The 14264-nt window shown below is 70.4% G+C and carries 11 protein-coding genes and 4 pseudogenes; 10 read left to right on the top strand and 5 right to left on the bottom strand.

The window, feature by feature from the left end; all coding sequences use genetic code 11:
• Positions 1-145 precede the first annotated feature (145 nt).
• A complete protein-coding gene (locus tag IE260_RS42265) occupies positions 146-718 on the top strand; it encodes a replication-relaxation family protein (RefSeq protein WP_229881713.1) in 573 nt (190 codons plus the stop codon).
• 777 nt (positions 719-1495) lie between these two features.
• On the opposite strand, the gene IE260_RS37625 is transcribed toward IE260_RS42265, so the two are convergent.
• Both IE260_RS37625 and IE260_RS37630 read right to left on the bottom strand, forming a co-directional pair.
• A complete protein-coding gene (locus IE260_RS37625; RefSeq protein WP_189880365.1) occupies positions 1496-2152 on the bottom strand; it encodes a DUF6461 domain-containing protein in 657 nt (218 codons plus the stop codon).
• 435 nt (positions 2153-2587) lie between these two features.
• On the bottom strand, positions 2588-3076 hold the full coding sequence (locus tag IE260_RS37630; protein WP_189880367.1) for a GNAT family N-acetyltransferase: 489 nt from the start codon (positions 3074-3076) through the stop codon (positions 2588-2590).
• Positions 3077-3326: 250 nt separating this feature from the next.
• Between IE260_RS37630 and IE260_RS37635 the strand changes: the two are divergent.
• Positions 3327-3956 (top strand): annotated as a pseudogene (locus tag IE260_RS37635) (amino acid permease); the annotation flags it as partial.
• 11 nt (positions 3957-3967) lie between these two features.
• Here the strand turns inward: IE260_RS37635 and IE260_RS37640 are convergent.
• Entirely contained in the window at positions 3968-4342 is a 375-nt protein-coding gene (locus tag IE260_RS37640; RefSeq protein ID WP_189880369.1) for a DUF6223 family protein, read from the bottom strand.
• Positions 4343-4572: 230 nt separating this feature from the next.
• Here IE260_RS37640 and IE260_RS37645 point away from each other — a divergent pair, with 230 nt between their 5' ends.
• The 5 genes and pseudogenes from IE260_RS37645 to IE260_RS37660 all read left to right on the top strand — a co-directional run bounded on the left by IE260_RS37645 (position 4573) and on the right by IE260_RS37660 (position 9500).
• Positions 4573-5700 carry a sensor histidine kinase gene (locus tag IE260_RS37645; RefSeq protein ID WP_189880371.1) on the top strand — a complete coding sequence of 376 codons (1128 nt, stop codon included), beginning with the start codon at positions 4573-4575 and terminating at the stop codon, positions 5698-5700.
• Complete coding sequence (locus IE260_RS37650) at positions 5697-6404, top strand: response regulator (RefSeq protein WP_189880373.1); 708 nt, start codon at positions 5697-5699, stop codon at positions 6402-6404. The genes IE260_RS37645 and IE260_RS37650 overlap by 4 nt, the downstream gene beginning before the upstream one ends.
• Positions 6358-6739, top strand: a pseudogene (locus tag IE260_RS42270) (antibiotic biosynthesis monooxygenase family protein). Before IE260_RS37650 ends, IE260_RS42270 begins: the two are co-directional and overlap by 47 nt.
• Positions 6740-6792: 53 nt before the next feature.
• Positions 6793-7039 (top strand): annotated as a pseudogene (locus IE260_RS42905) (helix-turn-helix domain-containing protein); the annotation flags it as partial.
• Between the two features lie 766 nt (positions 7040-7805).
• Positions 7806-9500, top strand: coding sequence for a SpoIIE family protein phosphatase (locus tag IE260_RS37660; protein WP_189880375.1), 1695 nt, complete (start codon positions 7806-7808; stop codon positions 9498-9500).
• Positions 9501-9515: 15 nt separating this feature from the next.
• Here the strand turns inward: IE260_RS37660 and IE260_RS37665 are convergent, their stop codons facing one another.
• Together IE260_RS37665 and IE260_RS37670 are read right to left on the bottom strand one after the other, a co-directional pair.
• Entirely contained in the window at positions 9516-9746 is a 231-nt protein-coding gene (locus IE260_RS37665) for a hypothetical protein (RefSeq protein ID WP_189880377.1), read from the bottom strand.
• A 546-nt stretch (positions 9747-10292) separates the two neighbouring features.
• Positions 10293-11525, bottom strand: a pseudogene (locus IE260_RS37670) (PP2C family protein-serine/threonine phosphatase); the annotation flags it as partial.
• 99 nt (positions 11526-11624) lie between these two features.
• On the opposite strand from IE260_RS37670, the gene IE260_RS37675 reads away from it, so the two are divergent.
• The 3 genes from IE260_RS37675 to IE260_RS37685 all read left to right on the top strand — a co-directional run bounded on the left by IE260_RS37675 (position 11625) and on the right by IE260_RS37685 (position 14264).
• Complete coding sequence (locus IE260_RS37675) at positions 11625-12104, top strand: MaoC/PaaZ C-terminal domain-containing protein (protein ID WP_189880379.1); 480 nt, start codon at positions 11625-11627, stop codon at positions 12102-12104.
• On the top strand, positions 12101-12829 hold the full coding sequence (locus tag IE260_RS37680) for a sulfite exporter TauE/SafE family protein (protein ID WP_189880380.1): 729 nt from the start codon (positions 12101-12103) through the stop codon (positions 12827-12829). Before IE260_RS37675 ends, IE260_RS37680 begins: the two co-directional genes overlap by 4 nt.
• Before the next feature lie 559 nt (positions 12830-13388).
• The gene (locus IE260_RS37685) at positions 13389-14264 is read left to right on the top strand and encodes a protein kinase family protein (RefSeq protein WP_189880382.1); all 876 of its coding nucleotides are present in this window, start codon (positions 13389-13391) and stop codon (positions 14262-14264) included.

A 14264-nucleotide genomic window follows, 5' to 3' on the forward strand; every position in this document is an offset into this window, starting at 1 on the left:
TCACTCCGCGGCCCACTACACTCCAGCCGCCCGGCGAAATCCGCAGGTCAGACAGCGAAATCCTGCTGGAGTACTAGTACTCCAGTCAGAAATCGTTGCCTGAGCTGGTTCTTCTTCGGTAGCGGCAGCGGTGGGCGATCGCTCGGTGTTGTCCTCGACGGAGGGGCACCTGCTGCTCACGCCCAGGGTGCGGATCGAGCAGACACGGCGGCGGCTGGTCAAGCTGCGCAGCGAGGGGCTGATCGACCGTGTCACGCTGCTGCAGGCCGGCCGCACGTGGGTCTGGTTCGTCACCAAGTACGGAGCCCAGGTCGCCTCCGAGTGGCCCGGGCTGCGTCACTGGCAGCCCTTGAGGACGGTGGCGGACCGGACGGCCGGACGGCTGCGGGTCGGACACAGCCTGACCGTCACGGAGACCGGTCTGGCCTTCGTGCGGGACGCCCGGCGCCGCGGAGCCCTCTGCCGGCCACTGGACTGGACCCCGGAGGTCCACCACCCGCTCGGGAGCGGCGAGGCCGTCATCCCCGACGCCCTGCTCTACTACCGGCACGGCGCCAAAGGCAATGAGGACGGCACCATGCTGCGGGCCTTCGTGGAAGTCGACCTACCGTGGGCCCCGAACGCCTCGCCGCCAAGATCCACGCCTACGCCCAGCTCCACCAGCACGTGCCCGCCGCACCCGTCTGGCGACCCGTCCACAACCCCGCCCAGTGGGTAGACGGCGCCCTCAACACCTGCGGCCAGCGACCGTGCTGCCGGGTGCCCCCGCGCGGCGAAGCAGGCGAGCCAGTCATCGGTGTGCCGCTGGAGTCATTCGACCACGGGCGTAGTACACCGCGTCGGGCGCTGCCCCCGACCGATCGCGTGGCGCCGTCCTGCTGCGACCCTTCCTTGCCGCGGACCCGCCGACAAACGACGTCGCAGCAACTCGCGCACACAGCCAGCAAGCCTGTGACCTGCTGTGGTCGGGAGGTCCTGATCGCCAAGGTGTGGAGTGGCCGGCCGCCGAAGCGTCTCGACCTGCAACATGGTCTGCATCTGGGGGGCGTCTGGGGAGTACGCCGAGCATGACTCCGCGGCGGCGGAGTTGAAGGCGATCGTAGAGCTGGTCGATACCTACGGACCGCAGCAGATCACGGCAGCGGTGAAGCAGATGGTCGACGAGGACCGGGCGCGAGTGGAGGCGGGTGCGGATCGGGGACGGGTTCACGCCGACGGCGGACGAAGCCGGGGCATGTGGAGTACATGCGGCGGAGGCGCGTCTGATGTGCGTGGCGGTGACGAGGGCCCGCGAGGTGATGGACACGACCGGGATCCAGTGGCCTGATAATGGCTCACATAATGGGGTGGATCGGTCCCGGGGGCCGTGTCGTAGCCGTTGGGAGCTTCGACTAATCGTCCCGTTGGTATGCGCCGCCTACAGCCGCTGTTCGCGCCTGTTGGTGTCAGCCGCTGATGTCGGTGGCGGAGGCCCTTTTGACAGCCCATACCGTGTTCATGGGAGCCATGGCGCCTCCGATCGGCCGAAGAGCTCAGAAGGCGAGGCGAGCAGCACGGTGCGAAGCGCTGCGTCCATCCACCCGGGATCGATGGCCACACCCATGGTGCGCTCCATGAGCGCGAAGGACTCGGCGCACAGGGTCTCCATGTGGAAGTCGACGCCTTCTGCCCAGGTGGGGAGCTCCGGTTCCGGGTCCATCCAGGCCGCGTCCTGAAGTTCGAAGGGGTCGAACATGCCGTCTACGCGGCCGTCGAGTGCGTGCATGACCTGGTACCTGGCGTTCACATTCCGGTGGACGCTGAAGAACTCGCCTCCGTCAGCGGACGTGCGTCTGGCGACCTCCGGGATGCTGCCGTGGTAGCCCCATTCGATGGCGATGACGTGCCGGTCGACGGTGAGCACACGAAGGAGCTCGTAGTCCTCATAGAGGTGAGCTGCTTGCTCTTCGACGGTCTCGGCAAACGTCATCAGCCGTGACGCTCCGGGATCGCCACCGAACGCCCGGATCACCTCGTCCTCCGTCTTCCCCGCGGTCGCGGAGAAGGTGTACGCATCGGGCTCGTCGGCATCGGTCCACGCGTATCGGGCGACGAGGTCTTCCCAGCTGGCAGCGCCACCGTGCTTCGGGTGCCGAGGCACGTCAGGAGTCATGGTGCCGCACCCTACAGACCGGGCCCTGCAACCACTTCGGCCGGGAGCTGCCCTTGGCGCAAGTGATCAGTGACCCTTGCGGTGGCCCGCTGAGAGCCAAGCTGGCGGACCTGCCCGTTACAACGGTTGGTGCAGTGAGCTGAGGTGTCGTTGGGTGACCAGGCAGCAGCGAGTCCGAGAAACGCTTCGTGGATGCCCGCCCGGCATTCTCAGCGGACGCGTAGGCGTCAGAAGCCGGTACCGGTCGTGGCCGATCGAGCCCTTTCAGCGTTGTCTTTCCAGGGTGAGGACCGCAACAGCTTGGTGTTGGTGCACCTCGGTCCATCCGAGGCCCCGGCGCGCCGCACCAGCCGGCCGCTTGCCGTCGGAGTCCTTCCTGCCGGGTGCCGAGCTGCTGTCCCCGGCAGGACGAAAAGCAGACACCCACCGGCTGATCTATCTCTGCACGCTCTTAGATAGGTACATCGACGACACTTCATAGCCATTGCGCTGATACATGGCAATGGCTATCGCGTTGTCCCCGACTACGTTCAGATTGAGTGAGGTCTTGCCCTCGCGGGCAACGAGCTCTTCGGCGGCGGCGAGGATGGCGGATCCGTATCCGTGGCGCCGGAACGGCGCGAAGACGTTGATGTCGTACAGCCAGGCTGAGCTGGTGGTGCCCGCAGCCTGGCGCGGATCCGGACCGATCCACGCGTTCCCGACGACCTCGCCCGAACCGTTCTCCGCCACCACGAGATGATGACCAGCCGTGTCGAGCCCGTCCGGGAGAAACTGAGCTGTGCCTTGACGAGCCCGCTCTCGCGCCAGCTCTTGGGGCATGAACTTGCCGAGTTCACGAGCCGTCTCGGCTTCACGATGCTCAGTCGCCACGTCGTACTCCGACGGCGTCATTTTCCGCAAGGTCACCTTCTGCGCATCCATGCCACCATCTTCAACTGGTCACTCGTGACAGCGATACCGGGTTTCCAAGCCCGACAGTCGCAACCCGGCCGGTTGCGCCGCGCGGCGGACGATTCATGCCGTGGTCGGTTCGTCCCGGCCTCCCATCGGCCTGCGAACAGTCCGCCGACGGGACGACGACGTCGACGTGGTCGGCACCACCTCGATGGCCAGGCTCTGCAGCAATCCGGCGCCCGTGACAGCATCGAGCTGCTGCTGGGAGCTGCCGGCAGTCCGCGACCCGGCCCGAATCATCCCGCGGGCGATCCTGATCGCGCTGGACATCACCCTCGTCGTCCACACCGTCGTCGTGGTCTCGGTCCTGATGGTGCTGGGTCCGGACGGGCCGGCCGAGGCGTGACCGCGCCGCTGTCGGACGCCGCGCGGGCCGCGGGCGCCGACCGGCCGGTCCCCGTCGTACGCGTCGGCGCGGCTGTCGCCGCACTCGGCTCCCTGCTCGCCCTGATCCTCGGCGTCTCCCGCACCACCCTGGCCATGGCCCGCGACCGGCAACTGCCCCACGCCCTGACCGCCGTCCACCCCACGTTCCAGTTCCGCACCGCGCAGAGCTCCTCGTCGGCGCCGTCGTGGCTGTGGCGACCGCGACGGGGACGTAGGCTGGGCGATCGGGCTGTCCTCCTTCGGCGTCCTGGTCTACTCCGTCGTCGCCAACGCGTCCGCCTGGACCCTCACCCCCGACGAGGGCCTCCCCCACCGCCTCGTCCCCGCCGTCGGGCCGGCGAGCTGCCTGCTCCTGGCCTTCGCCCTCCCCCTGTCCTCAATGGTCTCCAGGGCTGCGGTGCCGGCCGTCGGCGTCGCCGCCTATGGGGTACGGCGCGCGGTGGCCGCACGCACGTCGTGACCGGGTGGCGGTCAGACGGTCATCCGATCGGCCGGCCGGCCGGCGCGGCGGTAGCGGGTCAGAGCCCGGCGGCCGAGGAGTACGGCGCCCAGCCCCAGCGGGACGGCCACGATGGCGCCGACGAGTCCGTTGCCGGTGCCGGGACCGCCGCTGGCGGTGGCCAGGTGCAGCACCGCGAGAAGCGTGCCGACCGTTCCCACCGCGATGGCCACCATCCCGCCGGTGCGCGCGTTGCCGGTGCTGATCCGGCGGCCGGCGCGGGCCAGGGCCAGCCGGCCGATGGCCAGCCCGAGCGCCCCCACTCCGAGGGCCAGATTGGCGCCGGTCCGCCCGTCGCCGATGATCCCGCCCTCGGCGGCCGCCATCAGTGCTGCTGAAGCACTCATACCGCTTCCTCCTTCTCCGTCGCTGCTTCCGAGGTCCGATGTGCCTTGAGAGCATGCGCGCCGGCCCTCCTGCCGGTCGTCCAGCAGATGCAGGCACTTCCCGCTGCCGCCGTTGCGGCATCCGGATACCGCGGATGCGGCAGGCGGCGCGCGGGTACCGCAGACGCGGTAGCCGACCGCTCGTCCATGAGTCGGACTCGCCCACAACCGGGTCCGGCTACGGTGCACCCATGGACAAAGGACGGTTCGCTGTCCCGGCCGGAGTCACCGACTGGGCGATCGCCGTGGGCGTGGCAGCACTGCTGCTGGGCACCGGGCTGTCCGGGCCCCACCCGGCAGGCAGCAGCGAGCTGTTTGGCTCCGCGCTGCTGGCGGTCGGCGGGCTGGCGCTGGCCGCGCGCCGCCGAGCGCCGCTCGTGGTCCTGTCCGTCACCGGGATATGCGCGGTGGGCTACCTGGGGGCCGGGTTCGAGGCGCTCGCCGTCTCCTACCTGGTCGCGGTCTACGGCGCGGTACGTGCCGGGCACCGCTCCGTCACGCTGGCTGTCTCCGTGGGCCTGCTGGCCGTGCTCCACCTCACGGCCCTGGTCCTTCATGACGGGCCACCTCGCGAGGTCGTGGCGCAGGCCCGGAGCACCCTTGAGCTCGCCTGGCTGATCGCCGCGTTCGCCGCCGGGGAGGCAGTGCGGCAGGCCGAACGGCGGGCGGACGAAGCCGAGCGCACCCGCGAGGAGACCGCGCGCCGCCGGGCAGACGAGGAGCGGCTGCGCATCGCGCGGGAGCTGCACGACTCGCTCACCCACCAGATCTCGGTCATCAAGGTGCAGTCCGAGGTCGCCGTCCACGTGGCCCGGCGCCGCGGCGATCAGGTGCCGGAGACCCTGCTCGCGATCCAGGAAGCCGGCCGGGAGGCGAGCCGGGAGCTGCGTGCGACCCTCGAGGCGCTGCGCGACGACGACACCACCCCGCCGCACGGACTCGACCATATCCCCGACCTGGTGAAACGGTTCCGAGGGACCGGATTGGAGACGACGCTGACGATCGAAGGACATCCGCAGGTTGTGCCGGCCGCGGTGGGCCGCACCGCCTACCGGATCGTTCAGGAGTCGCTCACCAACGTGGCCCGGCACGCCGCGGCCACCACTGCCTCGGTGCTCATCGACTACCGGTCGGACGCCCTCGCCGTCCGCGTCGACGACAACGGAAAGGCCGCCTTGCACCCCGCGCCGACGCCCGGGCTCGGGCTGCTCGGCATGCGCGAACGCGTCACGGCCCTGGGCGGCCGCCTGCGCACCGAGCCGCGCAGCGCGGGCGGCTTCACCGTCCAGGCCGAACTCCCCACGAACGGAGCCTCGTGATCCGGGTCCTGCTGGTCGATGACCAGCCGCTCATCCGCAGCGGCTTCCGCGCGCTGCTCGACCTCGAGGACGACATCGAGGTGGTGGCCGAGGCCACCGACGGCCAAGAGGGCCTCGCGCTCGTCGAGGAGCTGCTGCCCGACGTCGCTCTCATCGACATCCAGATGCCTCTCATGGACGGCATCGAAGCGACCCGGCGCATCGCCGCGGACCCCGCCCTGGCCGGTGTACACGTCGTCATGCTGACCAACTACGGCATGGACGAGTACGTCTTCGACGCGCTGCGCGCCGGCGCCGCCGGCTTCCTGGTCAAGGACATCCTGCCGGAGGACTTCCTGCACGCCGTACGCGTCGCCGCCCGCGGTGACGCCCTGCTCGCACCCGCCATCACCCGCAAGCTCATCGATCGATACGTCACCCAGCCGCCGCCCGCCCGCATCGGCAGCGGGCTGGAGGAACTGACCAGCCGCGAACGCGAGGCGGTCGCACTGGCCGCACACGGACTGTCCAACGACGAGATCGCCGACCGCCTGGTCATCAGCCCGGCGACCGCCAAGACCCACATCAACCGGGCCATGGCCAAGCTCCACGCCCGCGACCGCGCCCAGCTCGTGGTCCTCGCCTACGAATCCGGCCTGGTGACTCCGCGCAGCTGCCATGAGCGATCACAAGGAACCACCTCTCGCACCCGTCAAGGCGTATGAACCCTGCTACGACGTGGCTGTCTTCACTACGGTGCGAACCCCGGACCAGAGCAGCTGCAGCGAGACCAATGCACGCATGTAAGACCTGGTGAAAGACGTCCCTGGGTTCCTGGGGATGGACCACGCGCAGACTCCTGGCGGGCTGGGCATCACCGTCGGGGTACTTCCGTGACGCCGAGGCCCTCGCGGAGTGGCGGAGCAACGCCGAGCACCGCGCGGCGCAAAAGCGTGGGCAGGCGGAATGGTGCCAGAGCTACACGCTGCATGTGGCGAAAGTGGAGCGGAGGCACGGGTTCACGCGAACGCGGGTCCCGCAGGGCCCGACAGCGGGCTGACCAACCGATGTCACCTCCTGGTCCGGCAAGCGCCGTCCCGCCGGGCTGTCCGGGTGGCAGAACGAGTACGCGTCCGCGAGATCGACGACGAGGGCAAGCGCCTGCTGCGGATCATCCGTAGGGGCACCGGCTCGGTGGTGACCTGGTGGCGGGCCCAGATGGTGCTGTGTCCGCCCAGGGTATGCCCGTGGCGAAGATCGCCGAAGAACGTTCACCAGCGCGGACCGGGTCCGGGACGTGATCCACAACTTCAACACCGATGGATTCGCATCGCTCCACACCAAGTACAAAGGTGCCCGGGCGCTGCCCGGTCACCGGCTGCGGGTGTACGGCGTCAAGGAGCAGATCCCCCAAGGTGCAGGGTCCGCACCGTCGTTCACCTGACCGATTACGGTCCGGACACCGATCCGGTACACGAGAACAGCTCGAAGGAGAACGTGTTGGCCGCGCCCAGGGCGATACAGATACTGCCGCCGGGCCCGGCTCGACGCCGGGCTCCCCGAGACGGGCTCGGTGACCGTAGGCACCTCGCCGGGGCGCTAGCCAAGCCCCACGACGCTGACGCCGGCTGCCCGTGCCCACGGCGGGCGCCATCGGGTCATCCCCCTCACCGACGCACCGCCGAGCCCGGTCAGCCTCGTCCACTTCCCCGACGCACAGCGGACGCTCATCCGCCGGTTCCTGGAGGCTGCCGCCGTACAGGCCGGCTCCCAGGAGTGATCGCGACTCGTGATCCGGCGAACCGAATCCATGTCCCGAACGACCGACGCGTGCAGGGTGGCGGGCCCTCAGCCTGGGAAGCCGCGGTATTTGCGGTCGGCTCGCGCGCCGGCCAGGGAAGAAGGCATCACGGTAGTCGCGTCGGGCGCGGCTGCTTTTCACCGTGATTCCCCGCTGGTCCCCGCTCGATCTGTGCGCTCCCGGAGGTTCGTGGAATTCGTTGAAGGGGTCAAGCTGAGCGGCGGGGGTTGTGATGCCCTCGCTTGCCGCGAGGGTCACCCGGGTCCCCGGGGGAACCCGGACGCAGAGGTGGCACAGGCGTCTTCGGCGGTGACGGGAGGCAGCAATGATCAGCCCGGATGGCCCGCAGAAAGCGGTTGCCAGGGCTCTGGACACCCTCGGCACGGGTGCCTACCTGGCGGACGAGCAGGGCTTGATCGTCGCCATCAACACGCGCGGCGAACAACTCCTGGCCCGCTCCGCTGCTGATCTGGTCGGCCGGGACGCCCATGACCTGCTGCACCGCACCAGCTGCGGGGAACCCGTGCCGAGGGCCCAGTGCCGCATACGGGAGAGCATCCTCGGCGGGCGCACGCAGCAGGGTGAGGACGAATGGCTCGAGCGCGGAGACGGCACGCTCCTGCCGGTGGGATGGCTGGCCACGCCCTGCGACATCGGTGTCCGCCCGTCTACCACGCTCGTCCTCTTCCACCCCGCGGGGCGAGCCGGGCGGCCCGGCCGGCGGCCACCGGGCGGCGGACGGCTCTCCGAGCTGGAACGGCTCGCTCTGCTCGCCCAGACGACCACCCTGCTGACGTCCACCCTTGACATCCACGAGGCGCTGCGCCGCCTGATCAGTCTCGTGGTGCCTCGCATCGCCGACTGGGCCGTCATCGACCTGATCGGCGAGCGGGACGAAGTCTTGCGCTTCGCTGTCGCCCATGCCGAGGGCGGCACCGTGGTGTTCCGGGAGGACCTCCAGGGGCCCATGCCGCCGGTGCCGCAGGAGTCTCCGATGCCCTTGTCCCGCGCCCTGCGTGGCGTCGCGTCCTCCTTCGCCGGTCCCGAGACCTATCAGGGCCCGCCCGACTCCGGGATTGCGGTGGAGCAGCGGCGCCTGTTCGAGGCGACCGGCATGCACTCGGCCATCATGGTGCCCCTCCGCAGCCTGCACGATGTGTTGGGTGCCCTCACCCTGGGCCGCGCCGACCAGCCCGATCGGTTCATCGCGACCGACACCGCCTTGCTGGAGGACATTGCCCGACGCGCCAGCCTCGCCCTGGAGAACGCTCGCCTCTACCAGCGCCAGCGCCAGGTCGCCGAGACCATGCAGCGTCATCTGCTGCCGAAGCTCCCGCGTTCGCCCGGCCTCAGCATGACCGTCCGCTATCTGCCCGCGCCGGATGCCTCCCACGTCGGCGGCGACTGGTATGACGCGTTCACCCTGACGGACGGCGCCACCGCCCTCGCCGTGGGGGATGTCGTCGGCCACGACCTGGAGGCTGCGGCCGGCATGGCCCAGTTGCGCAACATGCTCCGGGCGTACGCCGTGTCCCAGCAGAAGCCGCCGAGCAAGATCGTGGAGTGGCTCGACCGGGCGACCCTGGACGTCGCCGAGGTTTCCATGGCCACGCTGGTCTTTGCCCGTATGAGTGAGAACGCCTCCGGCCAGTGCGAGCTGTCCTGGACCAACGCGGGCCATCCGCCTCCGCTGCTGGTCACCCGCGAGGGTGTGGCCCGCTATCTGACCGACGGCCACGGGATGCTCCTGGGCGTCACACCCGAGCAGGTCCGTCCCGACGCGACGGCGGAACTGCCGCCCGAGGCAACGCTGATCCTCTACACCGACGGCCTGATCGAGTCCCCGGGCCGCAACCTGGACGAGGGCCTGGACCGCCTGCGCCGACACGCCGCGGCCTTGGCCCATCGCCCCCTGGAATCCTTCACCGACGAGTTGTTGGCACGGGCGCGCCCACCGGACAACGACGACGACGTGGCCCTGCTGGCCGTGCGGCACGGGCCCGGTCGGTCCTCTTGTTAGGCAGCCGCTCCGGCGTCAGTCGACGGCCAGGAGGACGGCGGTCACGAACGCCTCCGCATGCTCCTGTGACCACTTCCCGTACGGGGACGCCGGCCTGCCCAGCGAGTGCCGCAGGCACAGCGCCTCTTCCTTGAGGGCCACGGGATGCTTGTCGCCCTCGTCGGCCGCTTCCTGGAGAGCCCGCCGGGCGACGCGCACGGCCGTCGCCTGATCCGCGGAGTGGATCCGCTTCAGCGCCGTGATCACGCTCGCGCAGAGGTCACACCAGCGCAGTTTGTCCTTGCCGAACTGCTCTGCCCGTGGTGCGCAGGTTCAGCGCGAGTGCGTGGCCGATATCGCCGGCAACGCCAGAGGGGAATTCGCTCATGGTGTCCTCCGGTCAGCGGTCGGTCGGGCGGGGCGATGGTGCACGGCGCGGTCCGCCACGGCCTTTGGTACGCGGCCGCAGGGTCCTCGCCCTGGGATCGTGCCGGCAGTGAGCCGACCCCGACGATCGGAAACCGGCAGGCATCGGAAGCAAGGACTGCTGGGGGACGCTCGGCGGGGGCGCACCAGCTGGCCGTCGGCTGCGACAGGCAGCCGTGGAACTGTTCGGAGTCAGGCTCGCCTCGACGCTGGGGCGGGCCCGCGGTTGCGGCTGCTGGCTGCAGAGACGGCGTACGACGTGCTGGGCGCTTTCATGTCGCTCAGGACGGTGGCGGCGTAGCACGGCTGCGGGCGGGCGTACATGCGGTGGAAGTCGTCCCGGTCGGACGGCATCTCGTAGTGGGCGCGCTGCAGGGAGTTCAGTTCTCACCGGCTGTGCAGCAGAAGCAGAGCGATGTCGTCGGTGTGCGTGTGCTGGGGGATGGCGTGGTGAACGAGGTAGTCGGCCAGGTCGTCGAGCGGCCGGTCGCCGCTGCTGGTGAGGTGGCGGGCGAGTGCGGTGACGGACTCGGTGATGTCGGTGTCCGGGGTTTCCACGAGGCCGTCGGTGTAGAGGGCGAGGAGCGATCCTGCGGGCAGCGGTGCGGTGGTGACCGGATAGACGGCCTCGATGCCCATGCCGATGCCGAGCAGGGGACCCGGCTCCACCTCCAGCACGCGGGTGTGCGGTGCGGGTGTGGGGGTGTGCAGGAGCGGGGCAGGGTGTCCGGCGCTGGCAAGGCGGAGGCGTCGTTCGGCGAGGTCGATGTGGATGTAGAGACAGGAAGCGAACAGGTCGGTCTCGAGGTCGACCAGGACGCGGTTGGTGCGTGCGAGGACTTCGCCGGGCCGGGCGTCGGCGGTGGCGTGGACTGCGGTGCGGACCTGGCCCATGAGGGCGGCGGCGTGGATGCTGTGCCCTTGCACGTCTCCGATGACGGCTGCGGCGGTGGTGTCGCTGAGCCGGATCACATCGTAGAAGTCGCCGCCGATGTCCATGCCGTGGGCGGCCGGCAGGTAGCGGGCGGCGATGGCGAGCTGGGGGATGCGGGGCAGAGTCACCGGTAGGAGAGTCTGCTGCAGACCATGGGCGAGGTCGTGCTTGGCGTCGTACAGGAGCGCTCGGTCCATGGCCTGAGCGATGAGTCCGCTCAGTGAGACGAGGACGGCACGGTCGCTGGCGCTGAACGGGTGGGGGTGGTCGTAGGACAGGACGCAGCATCCGACGGGGCGGTCCGAGACCACCAGGGGCAGGAACGCCCAGGCCTGCTTGTGGCTGAGTTCGGATGCCCGCGGGTAGGCGCGGGCCATTTCGGCGGGCTCGGCGAAGAAGGCGGGGACGCCGTTTTGCAGGATGCGGCCGACCGGGGTGAGGCCGGTGTCCAACGGCAGACCGTTCAGGCGTGCAACGGTGCGCGGGTCGTAACCCCGGTGCCCGGTGATCTTCAGGCGTCCGGCGTCGGCGGCGGAGACGACCATGCCCTGGGCGCCGAACGCGGGCAGGATCTGGTCGGCCACCACATTGATGACGTCGGCCACCGTGACGGTCTGGCTCAACGCAGCCGCCAAGTGGAGCAGCTGGTGGATCCGCCCCGTGCCGGCGCCTTCGGGTGCGGCTGCCGCCTTTGCAGGAACCACCTTGCTGCTCCTGGCCGCAGTCGCATTCCTCGGCCTCCTCCCCGCAGCGCTGCTGCCCACAGATCCCAAGGACAGGGAGATATGGACATCCACCAGGGCACGGACGGAGTCACTGTCCCCATCGACGAGCCGTACTCCGAGGACCACACGGCGGGCGCGCCCTACGAGTACGGCATCGTCGCAGTCACACAGGAGTTGATCACCGGCTTCACCTCCCAGTCCTTCCACATCGATTCCGTCGAAGCGAAGCAGAAGCCGTTCGGCGGGTCGGTCACCGGCGGGTGGCACACCGTCGCCCTGATGATGCGGCTGTTCGCCCGGCACTACCCGTCGACGGTCAAGAGTCCCGGCAGCCCGGGGGCGGACGAACTGCGCCGTCTCAAGCCCGTGCGCCCCGGCGACCAGCTCCATCTGCGCCTGCACACCCCCGGCACCCGGCTCTCGTGCTCCGATCCGCGGCGCGGCATCGTCCGCGCGCTCGCCGAGCTCATCGACCAGAGCGGCGAGTCGGTGCTGCGCGTGACCGGCGTGAACCTGCAACGCACCCGCGACAGCGCATGACCGGCGACACGGCGCAACTGCTCCTCGGGAGCATCGTCATGGTGGGCGCCTGCGTGCAGTGGCTGACCGGCATGGGCTTCGCACTCGTCGCCGTGCCCGCCCTTGTGCTGCTGCTGGGTCCGTCCCAGGGTGTCGCTCTGGCCAACTGCGCGGCCTGTGCCATCAGCGCCGTCGGGCTCGTCGGCGGGTGGCGGCGGGTGCGGCTCACGGCGATGGTGCCACTGGTCGTCGCTTCCGCGTGCACCGTCCCGGCCGGGACGTGGGTGGCCGCCCGTCTGCCTCAGCCCATCCTGCTCGTCGGTATGGGCCTCCTGGTGACCCTGGCCGTGCTGCTGGTGATGCGTGGCCTGCGCGTGTCCGCCCTGACCGGCGCCAAGGGGGCCGTGGTCGCCGGCGCGGCGGGCGGCTTCATGAACGCCTCCTCCGGACTGGGCGGCCCGCCGCTCTCCCTCTACGCGATGAACGCCGACTGGACCGTCCACGAGTTCGTGCCGAACGCCCAGTTCTACGGCATCGTCGTGAACACCTTTTCCATCGCGTCCAACGGCGTCCCGCGACTGGGCCCGACGGGGTGGACGACAGCCGTGGCCGCCGCGGCGGTGGGCGCGGTTGTCGGCAAGGTGCTCGCCGCGCGCGTCCCGGAACGCCGGGCCCGGCAACTCGTCCTACTGCTCGCCCTGGCCGGCGGGCTGTCGACCCTGGTCAAGGGCCTGGGAGTACTGTGACTCCCAGGCCCATGCCCCGGGGATGTGCTTCTTAGGGGATGTCCGTTTCACCACCGCGCCGCCGTGCGGGTGCCGACGGCTTCGGAGCGACGGAGACGCCGCCGACGAGGAGTGCACGACACGTCATGCGTCCACAACAGCGTTGCAAAACCGCATCCAGGCTCCTTGCCGCAGGGGAGCGTGCCGGCGGACCAGGTGGGGCAGGCCGGCGAAGATCTGGATCACGCCTCAGGACCGCTACAGCAGAGCGCGAGCCAGGCGCCACCACCGAGGGTGCGGGCGGCGCAGGTGACGGCACCGCACGCACACGGGTCCCCGTCGCCTGGCGCAAGAACGAGCACAACCCAGTGGTGCCACAGCTGCTGGCGGCCCGTCAGTCAAGAACCGCACGAGTGACCCCAGCAACTGGGAACCGCGTCACGCCGGGCACGACGCTCGGGTCGGAGCCGGTGGGAGCGGAGCCGATCTTGTGCCGACCCCGGGCAACATCCCTCGCGGGGCCGTCGATAGGCTCTCACGCCGGTACAGCTGACCAGGACATCACTGAGGGGGAACCGCGGTGGAAGGGCTGCGGCAGGACGACCCGGCGCGGATCGGGGAGTTCGTCACACTTGCCCGGCTCGACGCCGAGAGCGCGAGACACGGGGTGCCGGAGCGCCGTTTCCTGGCGCGCAGTTCGGACGGGGCGCGCACGGTGGTGGTGAGCCTCCCCCTTCCGGGCACCGACCCGGGCCGCTGGGCGGCCGAGGCGCAGTGGGCCGGCCGGCTGACCCAGCCCGGGTTCTGGCCGGTGACACAGCTCGGCGGCAGTGCCGCGTTCCCCTGGCATGCCACGCCGTACCGCCCTCTGCTGCCGCTGACCGCCGTCCTCGCCGCGCACGGCGGCCCCCTTCCAGAGGCGACGGTGCGTGCCATCGGCGCCGCCCTGGCGGAGACACTGGCCTCCGCACACGTCCTTGGCCTGGTGCACGGCGGCATCAGCCCCGCCTCCGTCCTGCTCACCGCCCACGGGCCGCTGCTGTCCTGTTTCGGGGCGACCCGCTCCCTGGCCCCCGAGGGCTTGCCCCGGGCCGGCCTGCCCGGTCTCGAACCGGGATGTCTGGCGCCCGAAGCGGCCACGGGCGGGCCGGTGGACGCGGCCGGTGACGTCCACGCACTGGGAGCCGTCCTGGCGTATCTGGCGACCGGGCACACCGTGCCGGAGCGGAACGAGGTGCCCGCCGGGCTGCGTCCGCTGATCGCGGCCTGTCTGTCCCGGGACCCGGCCGGCCGGCCCGCACCGGCCCGGTTGCTCGGCGAGTTGGCACCCGGCGCCGCGTACGGCACCCTCACCGCCGGAACAGAACCCTTGTCCCTGCCGGGCCGTGTGGTCGCGGCACTGTCCGAGCAGGCGGCGTGGGTCCTGGCCGCCGAGCTTCCCGCAGAGGTGCGCTGA

This window comes from Streptomyces viridiviolaceus, assembly GCF_014650995.1.
GTDB lineage: Bacteria > Actinomycetota > Actinomycetes > Streptomycetales > Streptomycetaceae > Streptomyces > Streptomyces viridiviolaceus.

Bases quoted from the DNA above. Each gene is read 5' to 3' on its own strand.
- IE260_RS37680 (WP_189880380.1), top strand. From the start codon at position 12,101: ATGACCGGCGACACGGCGCAACTGCTCCTCGGGAGCATCGTCATGGTG.
- IE260_RS37630 (WP_189880367.1), bottom strand. From the start codon at position 3,076: ATGGATGCGCAGAAGGTGACCTTGCGGAAAATGACGCCGTCGGAGTAC.
- IE260_RS37645 (WP_189880371.1), top strand. From the start codon at position 4,573: ATGGACAAAGGACGGTTCGCTGTCCCGGCCGGAGTCACCGACTGGGCG.
- IE260_RS37660 (WP_189880375.1), top strand. From the start codon at position 7,806: ATGATCAGCCCGGATGGCCCGCAGAAAGCGGTTGCCAGGGCTCTGGAC.
- IE260_RS37675 (WP_189880379.1), top strand. From the start codon at position 11,625: ATGGACATCCACCAGGGCACGGACGGAGTCACTGTCCCCATCGACGAG.
- IE260_RS37625 (WP_189880365.1), bottom strand. From the start codon at position 2,152: ATGACTCCTGACGTGCCTCGGCACCCGAAGCACGGTGGCGCTGCCAGC.
- IE260_RS37640 (WP_189880369.1), bottom strand. From the start codon at position 4,342: ATGAGTGCTTCAGCAGCACTGATGGCGGCCGCCGAGGGCGGGATCATC.